At 73.4% G+C, this 18,505-nt stretch carries 18 protein-coding genes; 4 read left to right on the top strand and 14 right to left on the bottom strand.

The window, feature by feature from the left end; all coding sequences use genetic code 11:
- Window positions 1-11 precede the first annotated feature (11 nt).
- The gene (locus tag ACFPFQ_RS14005) at window positions 12-2,117 is read left to right on the top strand and encodes an elongation factor G-like protein EF-G2 (RefSeq protein WP_379618659.1); all 2,106 of its coding nucleotides are present in this window, start codon (window positions 12-14) and stop codon (window positions 2,115-2,117) included.
- A 121-nt stretch (window positions 2,118-2,238) separates the two neighbouring features.
- A complete protein-coding gene (locus ACFPFQ_RS14000) occupies window positions 2,239-3,408 on the top strand; it encodes an MFS transporter (RefSeq protein ID WP_379618657.1) in 1,170 nt (389 codons plus the stop codon).
- A gap of 88 nt (window positions 3,409-3,496) precedes the next feature.
- On the opposite strand, the gene ACFPFQ_RS13995 is transcribed toward ACFPFQ_RS14000, so the two are convergent.
- The 3 genes from ACFPFQ_RS13995 to ACFPFQ_RS13985 all read right to left on the bottom strand — a co-directional run bounded on the left by ACFPFQ_RS13995 (window position 3,497) and on the right by ACFPFQ_RS13985 (window position 5,873).
- Window positions 3,497-4,768 carry an NAD(P)H-binding protein gene (locus ACFPFQ_RS13995; RefSeq protein ID WP_379618655.1) on the bottom strand — a complete coding sequence of 424 codons (1,272 nt, stop codon included), beginning with the start codon at window positions 4,766-4,768 and terminating at the stop codon, window positions 3,497-3,499.
- Between the two features lie 134 nt (window positions 4,769-4,902).
- A complete protein-coding gene (locus ACFPFQ_RS13990; RefSeq protein ID WP_379618653.1) occupies window positions 4,903-5,211 on the bottom strand; it encodes an AzlD domain-containing protein in 309 nt (102 codons plus the stop codon).
- Window positions 5,208-5,873, bottom strand: coding sequence for an AzlC family ABC transporter permease (locus ACFPFQ_RS13985; protein WP_379618651.1), 666 nt, complete (start codon window positions 5,871-5,873; stop codon window positions 5,208-5,210). The genes ACFPFQ_RS13990 and ACFPFQ_RS13985 overlap by 4 nt, the downstream gene beginning before the upstream one ends.
- Window positions 5,874-5,935: 62 nt before the next feature.
- On the opposite strand from ACFPFQ_RS13985, the gene ACFPFQ_RS13980 reads away from it, so the two are divergent.
- Window positions 5,936-6,490, top strand: coding sequence for a helix-turn-helix domain-containing protein (locus ACFPFQ_RS13980; RefSeq protein WP_379618649.1), 555 nt, complete (start codon window positions 5,936-5,938; stop codon window positions 6,488-6,490).
- Between the two features lie 83 nt (window positions 6,491-6,573).
- On the opposite strand, the gene ACFPFQ_RS13975 is transcribed toward ACFPFQ_RS13980, so the two are convergent.
- The 11 genes from ACFPFQ_RS13975 to ACFPFQ_RS13925 all read right to left on the bottom strand — a co-directional run bounded on the left by ACFPFQ_RS13975 (window position 6,574) and on the right by ACFPFQ_RS13925 (window position 17,828).
- Window positions 6,574-8,316: a glycoside hydrolase family 16 protein gene (locus ACFPFQ_RS13975; RefSeq protein WP_379618647.1), complete on the bottom strand. Its 1,743-nt coding sequence runs from the start codon at window positions 8,314-8,316 to the stop codon at window positions 6,574-6,576.
- A gap of 209 nt (window positions 8,317-8,525) precedes the next feature.
- A complete protein-coding gene (gene pdxS / locus ACFPFQ_RS13970) occupies window positions 8,526-9,440 on the bottom strand; it encodes a pyridoxal 5'-phosphate synthase lyase subunit PdxS (RefSeq protein WP_379618679.1) in 915 nt (304 codons plus the stop codon).
- Window positions 9,441-9,535: 95 nt separating this feature from the next.
- The gene (locus ACFPFQ_RS13965; RefSeq protein ID WP_379618645.1) at window positions 9,536-10,042 is read right to left on the bottom strand and encodes an NUDIX hydrolase; all 507 of its coding nucleotides are present in this window, start codon (window positions 10,040-10,042) and stop codon (window positions 9,536-9,538) included.
- The gene (locus ACFPFQ_RS13960) at window positions 10,039-11,199 is read right to left on the bottom strand and encodes a glycosyltransferase family 4 protein (RefSeq protein ID WP_379618677.1); all 1,161 of its coding nucleotides are present in this window, start codon (window positions 11,197-11,199) and stop codon (window positions 10,039-10,041) included. Before ACFPFQ_RS13960 ends, ACFPFQ_RS13965 begins: the two co-directional genes overlap by 4 nt.
- Before the next feature lie 5 nt (window positions 11,200-11,204).
- The gene (locus ACFPFQ_RS13955) at window positions 11,205-12,146 is read right to left on the bottom strand and encodes a phosphatidylinositol mannoside acyltransferase (protein WP_379618643.1); all 942 of its coding nucleotides are present in this window, start codon (window positions 12,144-12,146) and stop codon (window positions 11,205-11,207) included.
- A gap of 11 nt (window positions 12,147-12,157) precedes the next feature.
- Complete coding sequence (pgsA, locus tag ACFPFQ_RS13950) at window positions 12,158-12,805, bottom strand: phosphatidylinositol phosphate synthase (protein ID WP_379618641.1); 648 nt, start codon at window positions 12,803-12,805, stop codon at window positions 12,158-12,160.
- 47 nt (window positions 12,806-12,852) lie between these two features.
- Window positions 12,853-13,410, bottom strand: coding sequence for an HIT family protein (locus tag ACFPFQ_RS13945; RefSeq protein ID WP_379618639.1), 558 nt, complete (start codon window positions 13,408-13,410; stop codon window positions 12,853-12,855).
- Window positions 13,411-13,434: 24 nt separating this feature from the next.
- On the bottom strand, window positions 13,435-15,450 hold the full coding sequence (gene thrS, locus ACFPFQ_RS13940) for a threonine--tRNA ligase (protein WP_379618637.1): 2,016 nt from the start codon (window positions 15,448-15,450) through the stop codon (window positions 13,435-13,437).
- A 168-nt stretch (window positions 15,451-15,618) separates the two neighbouring features.
- Window positions 15,619-16,479, bottom strand: a complete 861-nt coding sequence (locus ACFPFQ_RS13935) for a hypothetical protein (protein ID WP_379618635.1) — start codon at window positions 16,477-16,479, stop codon at window positions 15,619-15,621.
- A gap of 52 nt (window positions 16,480-16,531) precedes the next feature.
- Window positions 16,532-16,969, bottom strand: a complete 438-nt coding sequence (locus ACFPFQ_RS13930; RefSeq protein ID WP_379618633.1) for a hypothetical protein — start codon at window positions 16,967-16,969, stop codon at window positions 16,532-16,534.
- Window positions 16,970-17,126: 157 nt separating this feature from the next.
- Complete coding sequence (locus ACFPFQ_RS13925; RefSeq protein WP_379618631.1) at window positions 17,127-17,828, bottom strand: hypothetical protein; 702 nt, start codon at window positions 17,826-17,828, stop codon at window positions 17,127-17,129.
- Window positions 17,829-18,125: 297 nt separating this feature from the next.
- Here ACFPFQ_RS13925 and ACFPFQ_RS13920 point away from each other — a divergent pair, with 297 nt between their 5' ends.
- Window positions 18,126-18,497: a nuclear transport factor 2 family protein gene (locus ACFPFQ_RS13920; RefSeq protein WP_379618629.1), complete on the top strand. Its 372-nt coding sequence runs from the start codon at window positions 18,126-18,128 to the stop codon at window positions 18,495-18,497.
- Window positions 18,498-18,505 lie beyond the last annotated feature (8 nt).

Raw genomic sequence — 18,505 nt, 5'->3', positions numbered from 1 at the left:
AGGTGGTCGCCATGGCCGTCAGAGCAGAGAGCGGGCAGCGCAGCGGGAGCCGCAACGGGGTTCCCACCATCAGCGACCCGGCCCGGGTGCGCAACGTGGTCCTCGTCGGGCCCTCGGGTGCGGGGAAGACCACGCTGGTGGAGGCGCTGCTCGCGCACACCGCCGTGATCCCGCGAGCGGGTGCGGTGGTCGAGGGCACCACCGTGTGCGACCACGACCCGGCCGCGGTCCGCCAGCAGCGCTCGGTGGCGCTGTCGGTCGCGCCGCTGCTGCACCAGGACACCAAGATCAACCTCATCGACACCCCCGGCTACGGCGACTTCGTCGGCGAGCTGCGGGCGGGGCTGCGGGCCGCGGATGCCGCGCTGTTCGTCGTCACCGCATCGGAGGGGCGCGAGGGCGGGATCGACCCGGCCACCGTCGCGCAGTGGGAGGAGTGCGCCGCCGTCGGCATGCCGCGCGCCGTGGTCGTCGCGCGCTGCGACCACGCCCGCGCCGACATCGAGACCACGGTCGGCGCCTGCCAGGAGGCGTTCGGCGCCGGCGTCGCACCGCTGTACCTGCCGATCCGCGAGGGCGCCACCCTCACCGGGCTCTACGGCCTGCTGACGCAGACCCCTGCGGGGCAGGCCCCCGCCGGCGCCGAGGACGCCCGCGGCGAGCTGATCGAGGGCATCATCGAGCAGTCCGAGGACGAGACGCTCATGGAGCGCTACCTCGAGGGCGAGGAGCTCGAGGTCGCCACCCTGATCGACGACCTCGAGACGGCCGTGGCCCGCGGGTCGTTCCACCCGGTCATCCCGGTGTGCGCGAGCAGCGGCACCGGGCTCGACGCCCTGTTGGAAGTGCTCGTCGGCGGCTTCCCGTCACCGCTGGAGCACCCGCTGCCCGGCGTCACCGGCGTCGACGGGGCGGCCCACCCGCCGCTCACCGCCGACCCGGACGGTCCGCTCGCCGCCGAGGTGGTGCGCACGTCCGCCGATGCCTACGTCGGGCGCGTCTCGCTGGTGCGCGTCTTCTCCGGCACCCTGCGGCCGGACTCCACGGTGCATGTCAGCGGCCACCACCCGGCGGTGCTGCCGCAGCGCACCGCCGCCCAGAACGGCCACGACGAGGACGAGCGGCTGGCACACGTCTACAGCCCGCTGGGAGCCACGCTGCGTGAGGTCACCGAGTGCGTCGCGGGCGACATCTGCGCGCTCACCAAGCTGGGGCACGCCGAGACGGGTGACACGGTCTCCGCTGCGGCCGACCCGCTGCTGCTGGCGTGCTGGAACCTGCCGGAGCCGCTGCTGCCCGTCGCCGTGCTGGCGCACACGCGCGGCGACGAGGACGCGCTGGGCAAGACGCTCACCAAGATCGTCGCGGCCGACCCGACCCTGCAGCTGGAACGCAACCAGGAGACCCACCAGACCGTGCTGTGGTGCATGGGCGAGGCCCACGCCGACGTCGTGCTGTCGCGGCTGCGCGCGGGTGGGGCCGAGGTCGACACCGAGCCGGTGCGGGTGCCGATGCGCGAGACGATCGCCGCGCCGGCGCGGGTCACCGGCCGCCACGTCAAGCAGTCCGGCGGCCACGGCCAGTACGCGGTGTGCCACGTCGAGTTCGAGCCGCTGCCGCGCGGCGCGGGCTTCGAGTTCGTCGCGAAGGTGGTGGGCGGATCGGTGCCGACCCAGTTCATCCCGAGCGTCGAGAAGGGCATCCGGGCGCAGCTGGAGCGGGGCCTGTCCGACGCGCGCCACCCGGCCGTCGACCTGCGCGCCACGCTCGTCGACGGCAAGGCACACAGCGTCGACTCCTCCGACGCGGCGTTCCAGACGGCAGGCGCGCTCGCGCTGCGCGAGGCCGCCACCGCCTGCGGCACCCTGCTGCTCGAACCGCTCGACCACGTGGCCGTCCGGGTGCCCGACGAGCACCTCGGCACGGTCCTGGGCGACCTGTCCGGGCGGCGCGGGCGGGTGCTGGGCACGGAGGCGGCGGGGCCGGGCCGGTCCCTGATCCGGGCGGAGGTGCCGTGCACGGAGCTGGTGCGCTACGCGGTGGACCTGCGCGCGATGACCAGCGGTGCGGCCACGTTCACCCGCGGCTTCTCCCGCTACGACACCGCCCCCACCTGACCGTCGAGAGCGCGGCTGCGGTGATCATCGGGCCCTGATGATCACCACAGGTACGTTCTCGACGGATTTCCGCGCATCGATCACGCGGTTCGTCACCCGTTCGGCGAGGTAGCGTGCGCCGGTGAACGCATCACTGCGGCTGTGGATCGCGATCTTCGTGGTGGCGTTCGGCACCAACGTGCCCACGCCGTTGCTGCTCGTCTACCGCAACGAGCTGGGGCTCTCGCCGAGCGCGCTGACCGGCGCCTTCGGCATCTACGCCGCCGGGCTCGTGCCGGCGCTGCTGCTGGCGGGTCCCGCTTCGGACCGGTTCGGGCGACGACGGGTGGTGCTCCCGTTCGTCGTGCTGTCGATCGTCACGTCGCTGCTGTTCCTCGGCGCCGGGTCGTCGGTGCTGCTGCTCTACGTGTGCCGGTTCCTGCAGGGTGCGGTGTCGGGCGTCGTGTTCAGCGTGGGCACCGCCTGGCTGGCGGAGCTGATGGACGACCCGCCGCGCGCGGCGAAGCTCACCGCCGCCGCGCTCGGGGGCGGTTGGGCGATCGGGCCGCTGGTATCGGGGATCCTCGCGCAGTGGGCGCCCGGACCGACCGTCACGCCCTACCTCGTGCACGTGGCGTTGATGATCGTCGGACTCGCGCTCGTGCCGCCGGTGCCCGAGACGCTCGCCCCGGCCGACCGGCGGGCCGGGGCGCTGGTGAACCTCGGCGTGCCGCGCGCGGCCCGGCGCGCCTTCGGGCTGGTGGTGGTTCCGGTCGCGATCGGCGTCTTCACGTTCCCGTCGACGGCCGTGACGGTGCTGCCACTGCTGCTGACCCCGTCGCTGCCCACCATCGCGGTCGCCGTCACCGGGTTCGCCGCCGGCGTCACGCTGATCACCGGCGTGTTCGCCCAGCCGCTGGGCTACCGCCTCGGTGCGGTGACGGCCGGGCCGGTGGGGCTCGCGATCGGCGCGGCCGGGCTGGGGCTGAGCCTGCTCGGTGCCGCGGTGGACATCCCGATCATCCTGCTGCCGGTGGCGCTGCTGCTCGGCGTCGGATACGGCCTGTGCCTCGCCGCCGGACTGACGCTGGTGGGCGAGCTCGCCTCCCCGACGGCGCGCGGGGCGCTCACCGGCACCTTCTACGCCTGCGCCTACCTCGGCTTCTTCGTGCCGCTGGTGATGTCGCTCGCCGGTGGGAGCGCGGGGTTCACCGGCCCGATCGCGGTGGTGGCCGTGATCGTGGCAGTGGTGGCGGGGGCGCTGCTGCTGCCCAGCGCCCGGAAGCTGGTGGCGGGGGCGGTGCAGGCCTGAGGTTCACGCATACCGTCAGGGGCTCGCGCACACCGTGGACGGTGTGCGTGGACCCCTCACGATGTGCGTGAGCTCGCTACCGGCGCGGTCAGCGAGCCGCCACCCGGGCGATCGTGCGGGCCAGCACCGCGAGGAGGAACTTCCGCGCCGGAGCGTGCGCACGCCCGTACACCAGACCGGCGGCGCCGCACGGCCGGAACGCCGCCCGCAGCACCAGCCTGCTGGTGTGCAGCTCGACCCGCTCGGCCCGCAGCTCGAGCGTCGCGGCTCCGGGCAGCGCCACCTCCGACCGCAGGCGCAGGACGTGGCCGGGCTCGACGTCGGCGACGGCCCACCGGTCCCGCGCCGCGAACAGGCCCGGCACGCTGTACCAGCCGGTGTCGCCGCCGACGCCCGCGATCACGTCCCAGAGCGCGGAGACGGGCGCGGGCACGGCATCGACGCGCTCGGTCACGAACTCCCGGCCGCTGCCGTCGCGCACCGCCCGACGGACGGCCTCGGCGTAGGACGTCGGGCCACCCGGCGGCGGGTCCGTCGGTGATGCCGTGCGGCAGACCAGGTCATGGGCCATCGACACCAGCAGCGGCGCCACCAGGTGCCGGTCGGCGGGTGTCACCACCGCGGCCACCCGCGCGGTGAGCCGGGGCATCGAGACCGGCACCGGCACCGTCACCGGGCGGGGCAAGCCCGCGATCTCGGCGTAGGTGGTCATCAGCTCGCGGTAGGTCAGGACGTCGGCACCACCGATGTCGAAGCTGCCGCTCACCTCCGGCGCGAGCGATGCGGCCGCCACCAGGTGGTGCAGCACGTCGTCGATGCCGATGGGCTGCACGCGGTTCCACGCGTGGTCGGGCATCGGCAGCACCGGTGACGCCTCGGTCAGGCTGCGGATGATCTCGAAGCTCGCCGAGCCCGACCCCACCACGATGCCCGCCTGCAGCACCGCCGTCGGCACGCCGGAGGCCAGCAGGATCTCGCCCACCTCGCGCCGCGACGCCAGGTGCGGCGATGTCGCGACACCGGCCGGCTGCAGCCCGCCGAGGTAGACGATGCGGGCCACCCCCGCGTCCCGCGCCGCGGCCGCGACGGTCTCGGCGGCGTGCCGGTCCCGTCCCTCGAAACCGGGCCCGTCCATGGAATGCACCAGGTAGAACAGGGCCTCGGCCCCGCGGCACGCGGCCCCGACGGCCACCGGGTCGGCGACATCCCCGACATGGACGTCGACGCGGTCGGCCCAGTCGTGGCGGGCGAGCTTCGCCTCGTCCCGGACGAGGCACGCGACGGAGTGCCCGTCCGCGAGCAGGCGGGGTACGAGCAGTGCGCCGATGTAGCCGGTGGCGCCGATCACGAGGCAGTGCACGTGCCGAGCCTGCCCCAGGTGCGCCCGACCGGCTCGGTGAGGCACCCCTTTTCTTCCGGCCGCCGCGACGTCCCACTCCGGCCCGAACGCCCGCTGGTTCCGGTTCGATCATGAGCCAGTGGGCGCTCGCGTTCCTACTCGACCCCGACCAGGCGCAGCCCGGCCGCCGTCCCCGCCGCGAGCACCACCACCAGCACGAACGGCGCCTTGCACCACGCGGCCAGCGCCCCGGCCGCCACCCCCGCCGGGCGGGCCCAACCGGCGAAGCCGCCCGCCTCCGTGAACGCGACCGTGGCCACGAGCGCGAGCAGCATCGCCGTGGCACCCAGATCCACCAGCCGCTCGACGCGGGCCGGTACACGCACCCGGTCGCGCAGCAGCAGCCCGGCGAGCCGCATCAGGTAGGTGCCGCCGCCGAGCGCGAGGACCGCGGGCCAGTTCATGCCGGCCGCCCCCGCCCGGCGACGAGCAGCCCGAGCAGTGCCACGAGCACCGGCAGGCCTGGCGGCAGGAACGGCGTGGCCACCAGCGCGACGGCCGCGCCCGTGAGCCCGACGCGGCGCGCGTCGGCCACCCGCAGTCCCGGCAGCAGCAGCGCGAGCAGCGCGGCGGGGAACGCCGCGTCCACCCCGAACGCGTTGGGGTCGGGCACCGCCGCTCCCCCGAGCATCCCGACCGCGGCGCCGACGTTCCAGAAAACGAACAGCAACCCCCCGACCAGCCAGTACGCGTGCCGCGCCCGCCGCCCGGTGCCCCGCGCCCTCGAGAACGCCACCGACTCGTCGATCATGATGTGGGCGCCGAGCAGCTTCAACGGCCAGCGGTCGGCCACGATCCCCGACATCGCCAGCCCGAACGGCAGGTGCCGGGCGTTGAGCAGCAGCCCGGCGAGCACCGCCGCCACCGGGCTCGCCCCCGCCGCGACCACGGCCACCACGAGGAACTGGGACCCGCCGGCGAACACGAACAGCGAGAGTCCGATGGTGATCGGCACGGGAACGTGCGCCGCCGCAGCGAGTGCACCGAAGGACGCGCCCACCACGCCGACCGCCGCGGCCAGTGCCAGCGCGTCGCGGACATCGTCACGGTCTATCGTTCGCAGCATCGAACGCATGACCGCTACAGTGAACGCTCGGCGAGCGTTCGTCAACCCGAACGGGTGATCCGATGCAGCGAACGGCACCGCTGGAGACCATCGCCGACGCGATCCGCAAGGAGCGCGAGCGCCACGGCATCTCCCTGGCCGAGCTGGCGCGCCGGGCCGGTATCGCCAAGTCGACGCTGTCGCAGCTCGAGTCGGCCACCGGGAATCCGAGCATCGAGACGCTCTGGGCTCTCGCGGTCGTGCTCGACGTGCCGTTCAGCCGGCTCGTCGACCCGCCTGCGGCGCCCGTCCAGGTGCTGCGCGCCGGCGAGGGCCTGGCGCTGCAGTCGGAGCACTCCCCGTTCAGCGGCACCCTGATCGCGGCCTGTCCACCCGGTGCCCGCCGCGACCTGCACGTCATCACGGGCGAGCCCGGCAGTCCCCGGCTGGCGCACGCGCACATCCGGGGCACCACCGAGCACCTGATCGTCACCGCCGGGCGCTGGCGTGCCGGGCCGCAGGGCGGCGAGGTGGAACTGGCGCACGGCGACTACATCCGGTTCCCCGGCGACCAGGCGCACGCCTACACCGCGCTGGAGCCGGGATCCGCCGCCGTGCTGATCATGGAGTACGTCTGAGGACGCAGAGCGGGGCGGGCACGGCTGGGCTCCCCAGCCGCCGTGCCCGCCCCTGATCAGCGTTGCATGCCGACGATCTTCGGTCAGCGGCCCGGAGCGGGAACCGCCTGATCCACGAGACCGCGTCGCTGCAACGCCGGGTCCGACGCCGTCGACGGCGACGCTGCGTGTGCGGTGGACGCGTCGCGCCACCCTTCCGTGAGCGGTCCGGTGACGCCGCCGCCGAGCACGCGGCCGAGCGAGTCGGCCACCCCTTCGACGAGGCTCCCCGCGACGCTGCCGACGCTCTCGACCGCGCGGCCCACGTCCTCGGGCGCGTCCTTGACGACGTCGCTGACGTTGAGCGGGTACTGCTTCACCCAGTCGACCATCATGTGCGAGTCCTCGACGTTGCCGCCCTCGGGGAACCAGTCGAGCTGGATGCACAGGTGCATCGGCCCCGGCGGCAGGATGTTGACGTCGGTGGTCTTCCACCACTCCTTGCCGTCGACGTAGGCGATCATGTGCGTGGGCGTCCACTCGACGGCCCAGTCGTGCCACTGGGTCGCGTCGATCTTCACCTCGCCCGACTCCTGGTTGTTGTCCGCCCCGTAGTGCAGGAACATGTTCGTGGTCTGCCGCGAGTGGTCGCTGATCTCCATGAAGTCGACCTCGCCACCCACCGGCCAGTTCTCCTGGTCGGGCCACAGCAGCAGCAGCGCGTTGTAGGAGGGGTCACCGACGGGCGCCTTGACGCGGCCCTCCCAGCGGCCGTACTTCTGCCCGGGGTTCCACGCCATGCCGGCCGTGGCGCCATCGGAGTTGCCGGTGATGGTGAGGATGCCGTCCTTGACGCTGACGGCCGACGGCGTGCGCGTGCCCTGGCCGTTGTGGCCCGGGCCGTCGTAGACGCCCCAGTCGTCGCCGAGCTTGCCGTCGAAGTCGTCGACGCGGTTGGGCTCGCCCCACCCGTACTTGGTGGCGGCGCTGGTGTCCTCGCTCGGGGCGTCGCCGGGTGCACACGGATCCATGGGCGCAGCATGCCCGGGCGTCGCAGGTGCGGGCGTCACGGGTGCGGGCGCCGGCGCGGTGGTCGTCGGGCTGGGCGTTGCCGGGTCCGTCGTGGTGGGTGCTACCGGAGCGGGTGCTACCGGAGCGGGTGCTACCGGAGCGGGTACTGCCGGAGCGGCCGGTGCCGCGGGCACCGCGGGAGCGGCCGGTGCCGCGGGAGCGGCCGGTGCCGCGGGACCGGCCGGTGCCGCGGGAGCGGCGGCAGCGACCGGCGGCACCGCAGGAACGGTCGTGGCCGGTGCCGGCGTGGCGGGATCGGGTGTGGCGGGATCGGGTGTTGCGGGGTCCTGCTCGGTGTTCGAGCGCACGGCCGCGACCGGAGCGGGCGCCTGGGCGCCGGGGGCGGGCACGGCACCGGGCCGCGGGACCGCGGGCGCAGCCGGGGCGGCGGGCAGGGCCGCAGCCGGGGCGGTCAGATCTGCCGGAGCAGCGGGGGCCGCCGGCACCGCAGGTGCCGCGGGAGCAGCGGCTGCGACGGGCGGGACCGCGGGAACCGGGACCGACGGGACCGCAGGAGCCGAGGGGGCCGTCGGGGCGGCGAGCGCGGGCGGCGCGACGGGAGCCGGCGTCCCCGTCGCCGGAGCAGCCGTTGCCGGTGTCCCCGTTGCCGGTGTCCCCGTTGCCGGTGTCCCCGTTGCCGGTGTCCCCGTTGCCGGAGCGGCCGGCGCGCAGTTCGACGGCGGCGCCACCGGCGCCGGTGGTGCTGCGTTGGCCGCCATCGAGCACGCGAACATCGTCGTGATGACGATGCCCCCGATGGTCACGTACCGCCTCATCAGACTCCCCTGTCCCTCTTGTCCCACGTGGACAGGGCGGACATTAGGCGGAGTCCGTTACTCCAAGCGGCCTATTCACCACACCGTGTGAGGAGAACCGACCGACAGTGGCTACCCAACGTCGTCGCCGCCGGGCCCGGGGCGCGATAACCGGGCGCACGGCGGCGACGAGTGGTCGAACGGGTGTGCGAGCGCCCCGTCCGGGTGAGCTACCAGCCCCGAGAGGCGTACCGCTGCGACTCGGGCAGCTCGGCGAGGTTGATGCCGACCATGGCCTCGCCCAGACCGCGGGAGACCTTCGCGATGACGCTGGGGTCGTCGAAGAACGTGGTGGCCTTCACGATCGCCTCGGCGCGCTGCGACGGGTCGCCGGACTTGAAGATGCCGGAGCCGACGAACACGCCCTCCGCACCGAGCTGCATCATCATCGCCGCGTCGGACGGGGTCGCGATCCCACCGGCGGTGAACAGCACCACCGGCAGCTTGCCCGATCGGGCGATCTCGCGGACGAGCTCGACCGGGGCGCGCAGCTCCTTCGCCGCGACGAACAGCTCGGCCTCGTCCAACGCCGAGAGCTTGCGGATCTCGGAGCGGATGGAGCGCATGTGGCGGGTGGCCTCGACGACGTTGCCGGTGCCGGCCTCACCCTTGGAGCGGATCATGGCCGCGCCCTCGGAGATGCGCCGCAGTGCCTCACCGAGATTGGTGGCGCCGCACACGAAGGGCACCGTGAAGGGCCACTTGTCGATGTGGTGGGCCTCGTCGGCGGGCGTCAGCACCTCGGACTCGTCGATGTAGTCGACCCCGAGTGACTGCAGGACCTGGGCCTCGACGAAGTGCCCGATGCGGGCCTTGGCCATGACCGGGATGGAGACCGCGTCGATGATGCCCTGGATCATGTCCGGGTCGCTCATCCGCGCCACGCCGCCCTGGGCGCGGATGTCGGCGGGAACGCGCTCGAGTGCCATCACGGCCACGGCACCGGCGTCTTCGGCGATCTTCGCCTGCTCGGCGTCGACCACATCCATGATCACGCCGCCCTTGAGCATCTCCGCCATGCCGCGCTTGACACGCGCGGTGCCGAGCTCGGAACCGGCGTCACTGCGCGCGCTGGCAGCGCCGATACCACCCTCGCTTCGCTCGGCTGAGGTGGGAACGGGCAGGTCGGGGGACACGGCGGAGCCTCTCGTCACAGGGAACTGTCGGGCGCCATGTTACGTCAGGACCCTGCGACGCCTTGCGACGTTTCGGCCCGCTCCGATGCCCTACCACCCGCCTCCGGATCGGCGATCTCGAAGTACGCGGGCATGGGTGCCGTGCCGGCGAGACGCAGCCAGCGCACCATGCGCCGCGAGCGCAGCCCGAGGGTGTCGCGGACGGCGTCGTTGTGCACGCGCCGGGCCAGTGCCACCTGACGTTCGGCGTCACCGAGCTCCGCGAGATCCGCCGGTCCCGCGCGGTCGAGCCCGGCCAGCGCCCTGCCCAGCGCGTTCTCGGCCGCCTCCCGCTCCGGGCCCAGCCCCACTCCCCCGACGTCGACGCCGCCGACGGGCAGCACGCCGGCCGCTGTGGCGAGCGCCACGCGGCGGCGCAGCGCGGCTTCCAGGCCGGCCCGCGCCGCGTCGAGGCGCCGGTGCAACCGATGCAGGCGGCGCACCCGGGAGACCCCGAGCCACACCGCCCACAGCAGCACCAAGGCTCCCGCCGTGACCAGCGCCACGGTCACGACGCACCAGACGGGACGCGGCTGCGGGCCCGAGGATCGCCAGCACAGGGATCGGCGGCCCGGGCCGCGCGGTAGACCTGCAGCACCTCCCCCGCGACGGCAGGCCACCCGTAGCCCTCGGCGCGGACCCGGCCCGCGGCCCGCAGCGCCGTGCGTCGCTGCGGGTCGTCGAGCAGGAGCGCGAGGCGACGCGCGAGCGCCGCGGCATCCCCGGTCGGGAAGAGCACACCGGCGTCGCCGAGCACCGAGCGGAACGCCGTGAGATCGCTCGCGAGCGTGGGGGTGCCGGCCGCCATCGCCTCGGCCAGCACGATGCCGAAGCTCTCGCCCCCGGTGTTCGGCGCGCAGTAGACGTCCATGGAGCGCAGCGCGGCCGCCTTGGTCGCCTCGTCGACGGCGCCCAGCACGTGGAGCCGGTCGGCGACGGGTCCGGCGGCCCGCAGCAGCCCGGCGGCGTCACCCGAGCCCACCACGAGCAGGCGCAGGTCCGGGCGGTGCGGGGCCAGCAGGCGCACCGCGTCCAGCAGCACCGCCATCCCCTTGCGGGGCTCGTCGAACCGGCCGACGAACCCGACCGTTCCGGGCCGCGGGTACCCCGCGAGCGCGGGTCCGCGGGCGAGCGCAGCGACGTCGACACCGTTGGGGATCTCCACGGCGTCCCCGCCGAGGTGCTCCACCTGCAGCCGCCGCGCCAGCGGTGACACCGCGATGCGGGCCGTCACCTTCTCCAGCAGCGGCTGCATCACCCCACCGAGCGCCGCGAGCGCACGGGAGCGCTCCATCGCCGTGTGGAAGGTGACGACGATCGGGCCGTCGAGGGTGCGGGGGCCCGCCAGCTGCAGCGCCAGCACCGACAGGCTCGGCGTGGTGGGCTCGTGCAGGTGCAGCACGTCGAACGCGTGGGTGGCGAGCCAGCGGCGCACGCGCGCGTAGGCGAACGGGCCGAACGCGACGCGCGCCACGGACCCGTTGTAGGGCACGCGCAGTGAGCGGCCGGTGGAGGTCACGAAGTCCGGGAGCGCCGCGACGTCGGACGCCGGGGCCAGCACGTTCACGTCGTGGCCCCGTTCCCGCAGGGCACCGGCGAGCCCCATGACGTGGGCCTGCACCCCACCGGCGACGTCGAGGGAGTACGGGCAGACCAGCCCGATCCGCAGCGGGTTCACCCCGGCACCGGGCTGCGGACGTCGGCGTCGCGCCAGATCGGCTGCAGGACGTGCCAGTCGGCGGCGGATCTCGGGATCATCCGGCCCATCGCGTCGGCGAACCCCTGCGTGGCGGCGGCGACGCCGGTGCGCCCGGCGACGGGGACCGGCTCGTCGAAGCCCACCCCCCAGCCCTGCGGGGTGAACCGCGGGAAGGTCGGGAGCACCATCGCCCCGGTCAGCGCGGCCAGCCGCGCGGGGCCGGCCGGCAGCCGCGCGGGGGCACCGAACAGCGACACCGGGACGCCGGTGGCCGTGAGGTCGCGATCGGCGACGAGGCACACCACCCCGCCCGCGCGCAGCCGCCGCGTCATCGCCCGGTGGGCCAGCGAGCCGTCCTCGGCCGACACCACCTCGAAGCCCAGCGACTCCCGGTAGCCGACGAAGCGCCGGTAGAGCGACTCCGGCTTGAGTCGCTGCGCCACCGTGGTGAACGACGCGGGAAGTCCGCGGCTGCGCAGCATCTGCACGAGCCAGACGCCCGCGGCGTCCCAGTTGCCGATGTGCGGCAGCGCCATCACGACCCCGCGACCCGCATCGAGCGCGGCGTAGAGCGGAGCCTCGCCGGGGCCGTCGATGACGGTGCGGGCGTGCAGGTCGACCGGATCCATCGCCGGGAGCCGGAACGCCTCGAACCAGTAGCGCGCGTAGCTGCGCATGCCCGCGCGGACCAGCGCGTCGAGCTCGGCCGGGCCCGCGGTGGGCACGACCCGGGCGAGGTTGGCGCGCAGCTGCCGCACACCCGGGCCGTTGCGGCGGGTGGCGACGTCGGCGCCCCGGCGGAACGCGGCGAGCGTCGGCGCCGTCGGCAGCACGCGCAGCAACCGCCAGGCGGCCGCGTACTCGAGGTCGGTGAGCCGCTCGGCCCGCGTCCCGGTCGGGCCGGGTGGCGGCGTCATGACCTCTGCGTTCACGAGGCGGGGTCGACGGGGTCGATGGGGACCTTCGGCTGCGTGAGGCGCTGCGCGCTGCGATATGCCTCGACGATGCGCTGCCCCACCGTCCACAGCGACGCCGCCGCCAGCAGCCAGAGCGCGATGTGCAGCGCGTACGGGACCCCGAGACCGGCCAGCGCCATCCCCAGCAGCGCGAGGATCAGCCGCTCCGCCCGCTCGGCGAGGCCGCCGTCGGCGCTGAGGCCGACACTCTCCGCACGGGCCTTGATGTAGGACACCAGCTGCCCTGCGACGAGGCACAGCAACGCCGCGACACCGAGCACCCGCTCGTGCCCGACACCGAGACACCACCAGGTCAGACCGGCGAACAGCGCGCCGTCGGCGACGCGGTCGCAGGTGGAGTCGAGCACCGCACCGAACGGGGTGCCCCTGCCGCGGGCCCGTGCCATGGCGCCGTCGACGAGATCGAACAGGACGAAGACGAGGATGACCGCGGCACCGACGAACAGGTCACCGCGGGGCAGGAACCACAGCGCCGCAGCGACCGTGCCGACCGTGCCGACCACCGTGACGACATCGGGCGCCACGCCGTGCGCCACCAACCAGCGGCCGATGGGATCGGTCACGCGGTCGACGTGCACGCGCGCGAAGACGTTGAGCATGGACTCCTGCTTGTGGACCGGGCCGGAACCAGCATGACCAGCGCAGACTAGTCGGCCTGCCTGTGAACGATGTTCGGCCACGCCCCGGCCAGCAGCTCGCGTGTCTCCGAGAGCAGCTGCGGGATCACCTTGGTCTGGCCGATCACCGCGATGAAGTTGGCGTCGCCACCCCATCGTGGCACCACGTGCTGGTGCAGGTGATCGGCCAGTGACCCACCGGCCACGGTGCCCAGGTTGATGCCCACGTTGAACGCGTGCGGCGCTGCGACCTCCTTGAGGGTGCGCACCGCCTGCTGGGTGAACGCCATCAGCTCGGCGGACTCGGCCGCGGTGAGGTCCTCCAGCTCCGCGACATGGCGGTAAGGCACCACCATCAGGTGACCCGGGTTGTACGGGTGCAGGTTCAGCACCGCGTACACCGACTCACCGCGCGCGACGACCAGCCCGTCGGCGTCGGGCAGGCCGGGGATGCGACAGAACGGGCAGCCGCCCTCCCCCGCCTCCTTGATGTAGGCCAGGCGGTGCGGCGTCCAGAGCCTGCGGAACCCGTCGGGAATACCGACCCCGTCGCGCGGTTCCCACTCCGGTTCGCCCGCGTCGTTCACGGACCGATCCTAGGCGGACGGCGGTCAGGCCGTCGCGAACAGGTCGGCCGTCGGGCTCGCGTTGTCGTGGCTCGCCACCCAGTCGGCCACCAGCTCGACGGCCTCGGCCACCGGGACCGCGTTGCGCTGCGTGCCGTCGCGGAACCGGAAGGACACCGCACCGGCCTCGACGTCGCGGGCCCCCGCCAGCAGCAGGAACGGCACCTTCTGCAGTGTGTGGGTGCGGATCTTCTTCTGCATCCGGTCGTCGCCGGCATCGACCTCGACGCGGATGCCCCGAGCCTTGAGCGCCGCCGCGATCTCCTCGACGGCCGGGACCTGCTCGTCGGTGACGGGGATGGCCACCACCTGCACGGGGGCGAGCCAGGCCGGGAACGCGCCCGCGTAGTGCTCGGTGAGCACGCCGAAGAAGCGCTCGATCGACCCGAACAGCGCGCGGTGGATCATCACCGGCGTCTGCCGGGACCCGTCGGCCGCGGTGTACTCGAGCTCGAAGCGCTTGTTCTGGTTGAAGTCGAGCTGGATGGTGGACATCTGCCAGGTGCGCCCGATCGCGTCCTTGGCCTGCACCGAGATCTTCGGCCCGTAGAACGCCGCGCCGCCGGGGTCGGGCACGAGCTCCAGCCCGGAGTCCACCGCGGCCTGCCGCAGCACCTCGGTGGCCTCCTCCCACTCCCGCGGGTCACCGATGAACTTGTCGGAGTCGCCGCGGGTGGACAGCTCGAGGTAGAAGTCCGACAGGCCGTAGTCACGCAGCAGGTCGAGCACGAACGTCAGCAGGTTGCGCAGCTCGCCGGGCATCTGCTCCGGGGTGCAGTAGATGTGCGAGTCGTCCATCGTCAGCCCGCGGACCCGGGTGAGCCCGTGGACGACGCCCGACTTCTCGTAGCGGTAGACCGTGCCGAACTCGAACAGCCGCAGCGGCAGCTCCCGGTAGGACCGCCCGCGCGCCTTGAAGATCAGGTTGTGCATCGGGCAGTTCATGGCCTTGAGGCGGTACTCCGCGCCCTCGAGCTCCATCGGTGGGAACATCGTGTCGGCGTAGTAGGGCAGGTGACCCGAGGTGTGGAACAGGCCGGACTTCGTGATGTGCGGCGTGTTGACGAACTCGTAGCCCGCGGCCTCGTGCCGCTCACGGGAGTACTTCTCCAGCTCCCGGCGGATGATGCCGCCCTTGGGATGGAACACCGGCAGCCCGGACCCCAGCTCCTCCGGGAAGCTGAACAGGTCCAGCTCGGCACCGATCTTGCGGTGGTCGCGGCGCTCGGCCTCCGCGACGCGCTCCAGGTGGGCCGCCAACGCCTCCTGGCTCTCCCACGCGGTGCCGTAGATGCGCTGCAGCTGCTGGTTGTTCTGGTCGCCGCGCCAGTACGCGGCGGCGGAGCGCACCAGCGTGAACGCCGGGATGAACTTGGTGGTGGGCAGGTGCGGGCCGCGGCAGAGGTCCGACCAGATCGTCTCGCCGGTGTGGGCGTGCACGTTGTCGTAGATCGTGAGCTCGCCCTCGCCGACCTCCATCACCTCGGACGTGTCCACCCCGCCCTTGAGGTCGATCAGCTCCAGCTTGTACGGCTCGTCGGCGAGCTCCTTGCGGGCGTCGTCGAGCGAGTCGAAACGGCGCCGGGAGAACCGCTGCCCCGCTTTGATGATCTTCTTCATGGCCGACTCGAGCTTGGTCAGGTCGTCGGGCGTGAAGGGGGTGGCGACGTCGAAGTCGTAGTAGAAGCCGTCGGTGATCGGCGGGCCGATGCCGAGCTTCGCCTCCGGGTAGAGCTGCTGCACCGCCTGCGCGAGCACGTGCGCCGCGGAGTGGCGGATGACGCTGCGCCCGTCCTCGGTGTCGGCGCCGACCGGCTCGACGTCGACGTCGGCCTCCGGCGCCCAGGCCAGGTCCTTGAGCGACCCGTCGGCGGCACGGACCACGACGACGGTGCTCGGACCGCTGGTGGGCAGGCCCGCCGCCCGGACCGCGGCACCCGCCGTCGTCCCGGCCGGCACCCGGACGGGAGCGGACGCGGGAGGGGATGCGGGCGCGGACACGGGGTGCCTCCAGGAGGGTCGTCAGGGCGGTAGGGCGATTCCCCCCGAATGCTAGTGCCGCCGCGTGGACGGCCTTCGCGCGCCTGCGCGCCGACTTCGCACACCCCCGCAGGTCGTCGCACGGGCTCCACGGTGTGCGAGGTCGGGCGAAGGCGTGCGAGGTCGCGGCTAGCGGTCGCCGGTCCGCCTGCGGGCGGGCGGGAGGGCGGCCGGTGGCGCGGGGGGACGTACTGCCGCGTCGTCGCGCGGGCGGGGCGCGCCCGGTGGCGGCATGGGCAGCAGGACACGCGGGGGCGGCCACTGCGGGGCCGGGAGCCGCCGCACCGCACCGAGGGGGATCGGAACGGGAACGGCGAGTGCGGAGCCGGCACCGACGGACGGCGGTCGCGGAACCGCCGCATCCTGCAGGATCGCCATGGCCGGGTCGGCGGGACCCGGCACCGCAGGCGGGCCGGCCGGCACCGACGCGACAGGCGGGGCGGGCACCGGAACGGGCGGCGGCCACGCGGGCTGCACGACCGTCCCCGGCAGCTTCGATCCGGGCCGGGGCGACCCCGCCTGCTTCCCCCCGAACCGCACCGACGCCGTCGGACCGGAGGTCAGCGCCGCGACGGAGATCTCCCGCAGCCCGCGCCGGACCCGCTCGACCGCCCGCCGGTTGCCGACCACGACGACCGAGAGGGCCAGGCGTTCACCGTACGGATCGGGAACCAACCGCACGACGTGCTGCGCGCCGGGCCCGCCGGAGAGGACGATCTCGCAGTCCCCGGCCGGAGCGGCACCCGGCGCCCGGGAGGGCGGGGCGGCACCGAGCAGCCCGAGCCCGACGCGCATCAGCTCGGCGTGCGTGCCGCCGAGGCCCTCCAGGTCGACCCAGGACGTCTCTGCGGTGAAGGCGTCGAGGACCATGCCGCTGTCGACGTCGACGAGCGCTGCCGCCCGGATGCAGCCGCCGCGCAGCAGCGGCCCCAGCACCGTGGCGAGTCCGTCGACGCGCACGTTCACCGCGTGCCGATGACGACCCACCACGATGCCTCCTCTCCCGGCCGGTGTCAGCGCGTCGGGTCTCAGCGCGTCGGCTTCAGCGGGCCTGCGGCTGCGCCGGGAAGAACGCCTGGCTGTCGGCGCCGGGACGCGGTCCGGTCGGGTTGTTCATGTAGAACTGCTGCTCGATCACGCGCAGGTCGCGCCGGGCCATCGCGAGGTTGGCCTGCGCCCGGTTGAGCACGAGGTAGAAGAACAGCCGCTCGTCGGCACCGCCGCGGATGATGCGGATGAGGTGGTACTGGGTGTCGAGGGTGATCAGGATGTCCTCGATGGCCTCGCGCAGGCCCAGCTTCTGCATCACGTCCAGCTTGGTGCGCACCACGTCGCTGTTGCCGGGAGCCGCGACCTCGAGGTCGAACTCCGGGCTGCCACCACGCGAGCCCAGCGTCATGCCGCTGTCGTAGTCGACGATGGCCACGGCGAATGCACCCTTGATGTTCGCGGCGATGTCGAGCGAGTTCTCGATGTTCATGTGTTCGTGCCTCCTGCGGGGAGTGAGCAACTCCGGAACCATTTTCGGAGCCACTCGATCGGGGGACGGGGAGCGTATCCCGAGAAGCGCGGAGTACATGACACGGGTGGCCTCCAACGCGGTTCTCAACATCGTTGTCGATCGCTTTCGAGTGGTGTCATTGCAGGTTGCGCAGCGCCACCAGCAACCGCTTCATGGTGCCGACGTCGGTGGCCCAGCCGCTGCCGCTCGCCGCGGGTCCGGTCGCCGCGGCGCGGGGCGGCAGGGGTCGTGGGAGGGTCTCGGCCGCGGTCCGGCGCGGCAACGGCATCGCCGCGGGCGGCGTGCGGGCCACCGCAGCAGGCACGGCAGCAGGAACGCCCATCGCCGGGCGCGCAGCAGCGGGCCGGGCATCGGTCACGATCGCCGACGGCACGGGACCGTTCGCTGTTCGCGCAGGCCAGCGCGTGATTCCGGGCGTGATTCCGCGCGTCGCCGGCGTGATCTGCTCCGGGATGCGGACGGGCGTGTCGAGGCGCACGGCCGCGAGCTGGCGCCGCGCCACCGCGAGGTTCGCGCGGCGGCGATCGAGGCACAGGTAGAGCAGCAGTCGCCGCGGCGGTGCCGCGACGTGTCGCACGAGGTGGTACTGGTGCCCGGTCGTGAGTACGAGGTCGTCGAAGTCGTCGGGGCCGTCGAGGAATCGGGTGGCGCCCCCCGTCCAGCCCAGCACGACAACGGGATCAACAATGCGATCGCCCACTTCTGCCAGCAACAGTCCGGCGTCCGCATCGGCGACACAGCAGTACCGCAACCCGGCCAATCCGGACAGTTCCTGGAGGGCGTCGAAGAATATTGACAACGGGTCAATTCCTTCCACTGGTGGAAGAGCATCGCACAGGGGTTCCGGCCCAATGGCGAGCAACCCTTACAGCGCCTTCCCGTAGTGCGATCGCGCCGATGTTGTTGCGCTGTTCGCGAGGCTCCGAACGCGTTCCCCTGGGCCGTATGCCCGATCCCGCAGGTCACGAGCGTCACAGCGCGGGAGCGACTGACCACGAACGGTCAGGAGGGCCCACCGCGATCGGAGCAACACCCCCCGCGGTGTCACCCATCCGGCGCATCCGCGGCCGACGAGCTGCTGGCGTCGATCACCGGGTGCTGGTGAGATGGGTGCGTGAGCGATCCCTGCACCGCGTTCAAGACCGCGATCGAGGACAAGGACGTCGACGCCGCCGTGGCGCTCTTCGCTGTCGACGCCGTCTTCAACTCCCCCGTGGTCCACAAGCCCTACCGGGGCCGCGAGGCGTTGCGGGTGATCCTCGGCGCGGTGGTGCAGGTCTTCTCCGACTTCCGCTACACCGGCGAGTACGCGGGCGAGCGCGGCCACGTGCTGGAGTTCGCCGCCACCGTCGGCGACCGCGAGCTGCAGGGCGTCGACATCCTGCGGGCCGGGGACGGCGGCGAGCTCGTCGAGCTCACGGTGCTCGTGCGGCCCTACTCGGCCGCCACCGTGCTCCGGGAGCAGATGGCCGCGCTGCTGACCTGAGCCGATCG

The organism is Pseudonocardia sp. GCM10023141, assembly GCF_042653605.1.
The sequence above is the reverse complement of the archived record's forward strand: the minus strand, read 5'-3'. Positions and strand labels throughout refer to the sequence as shown.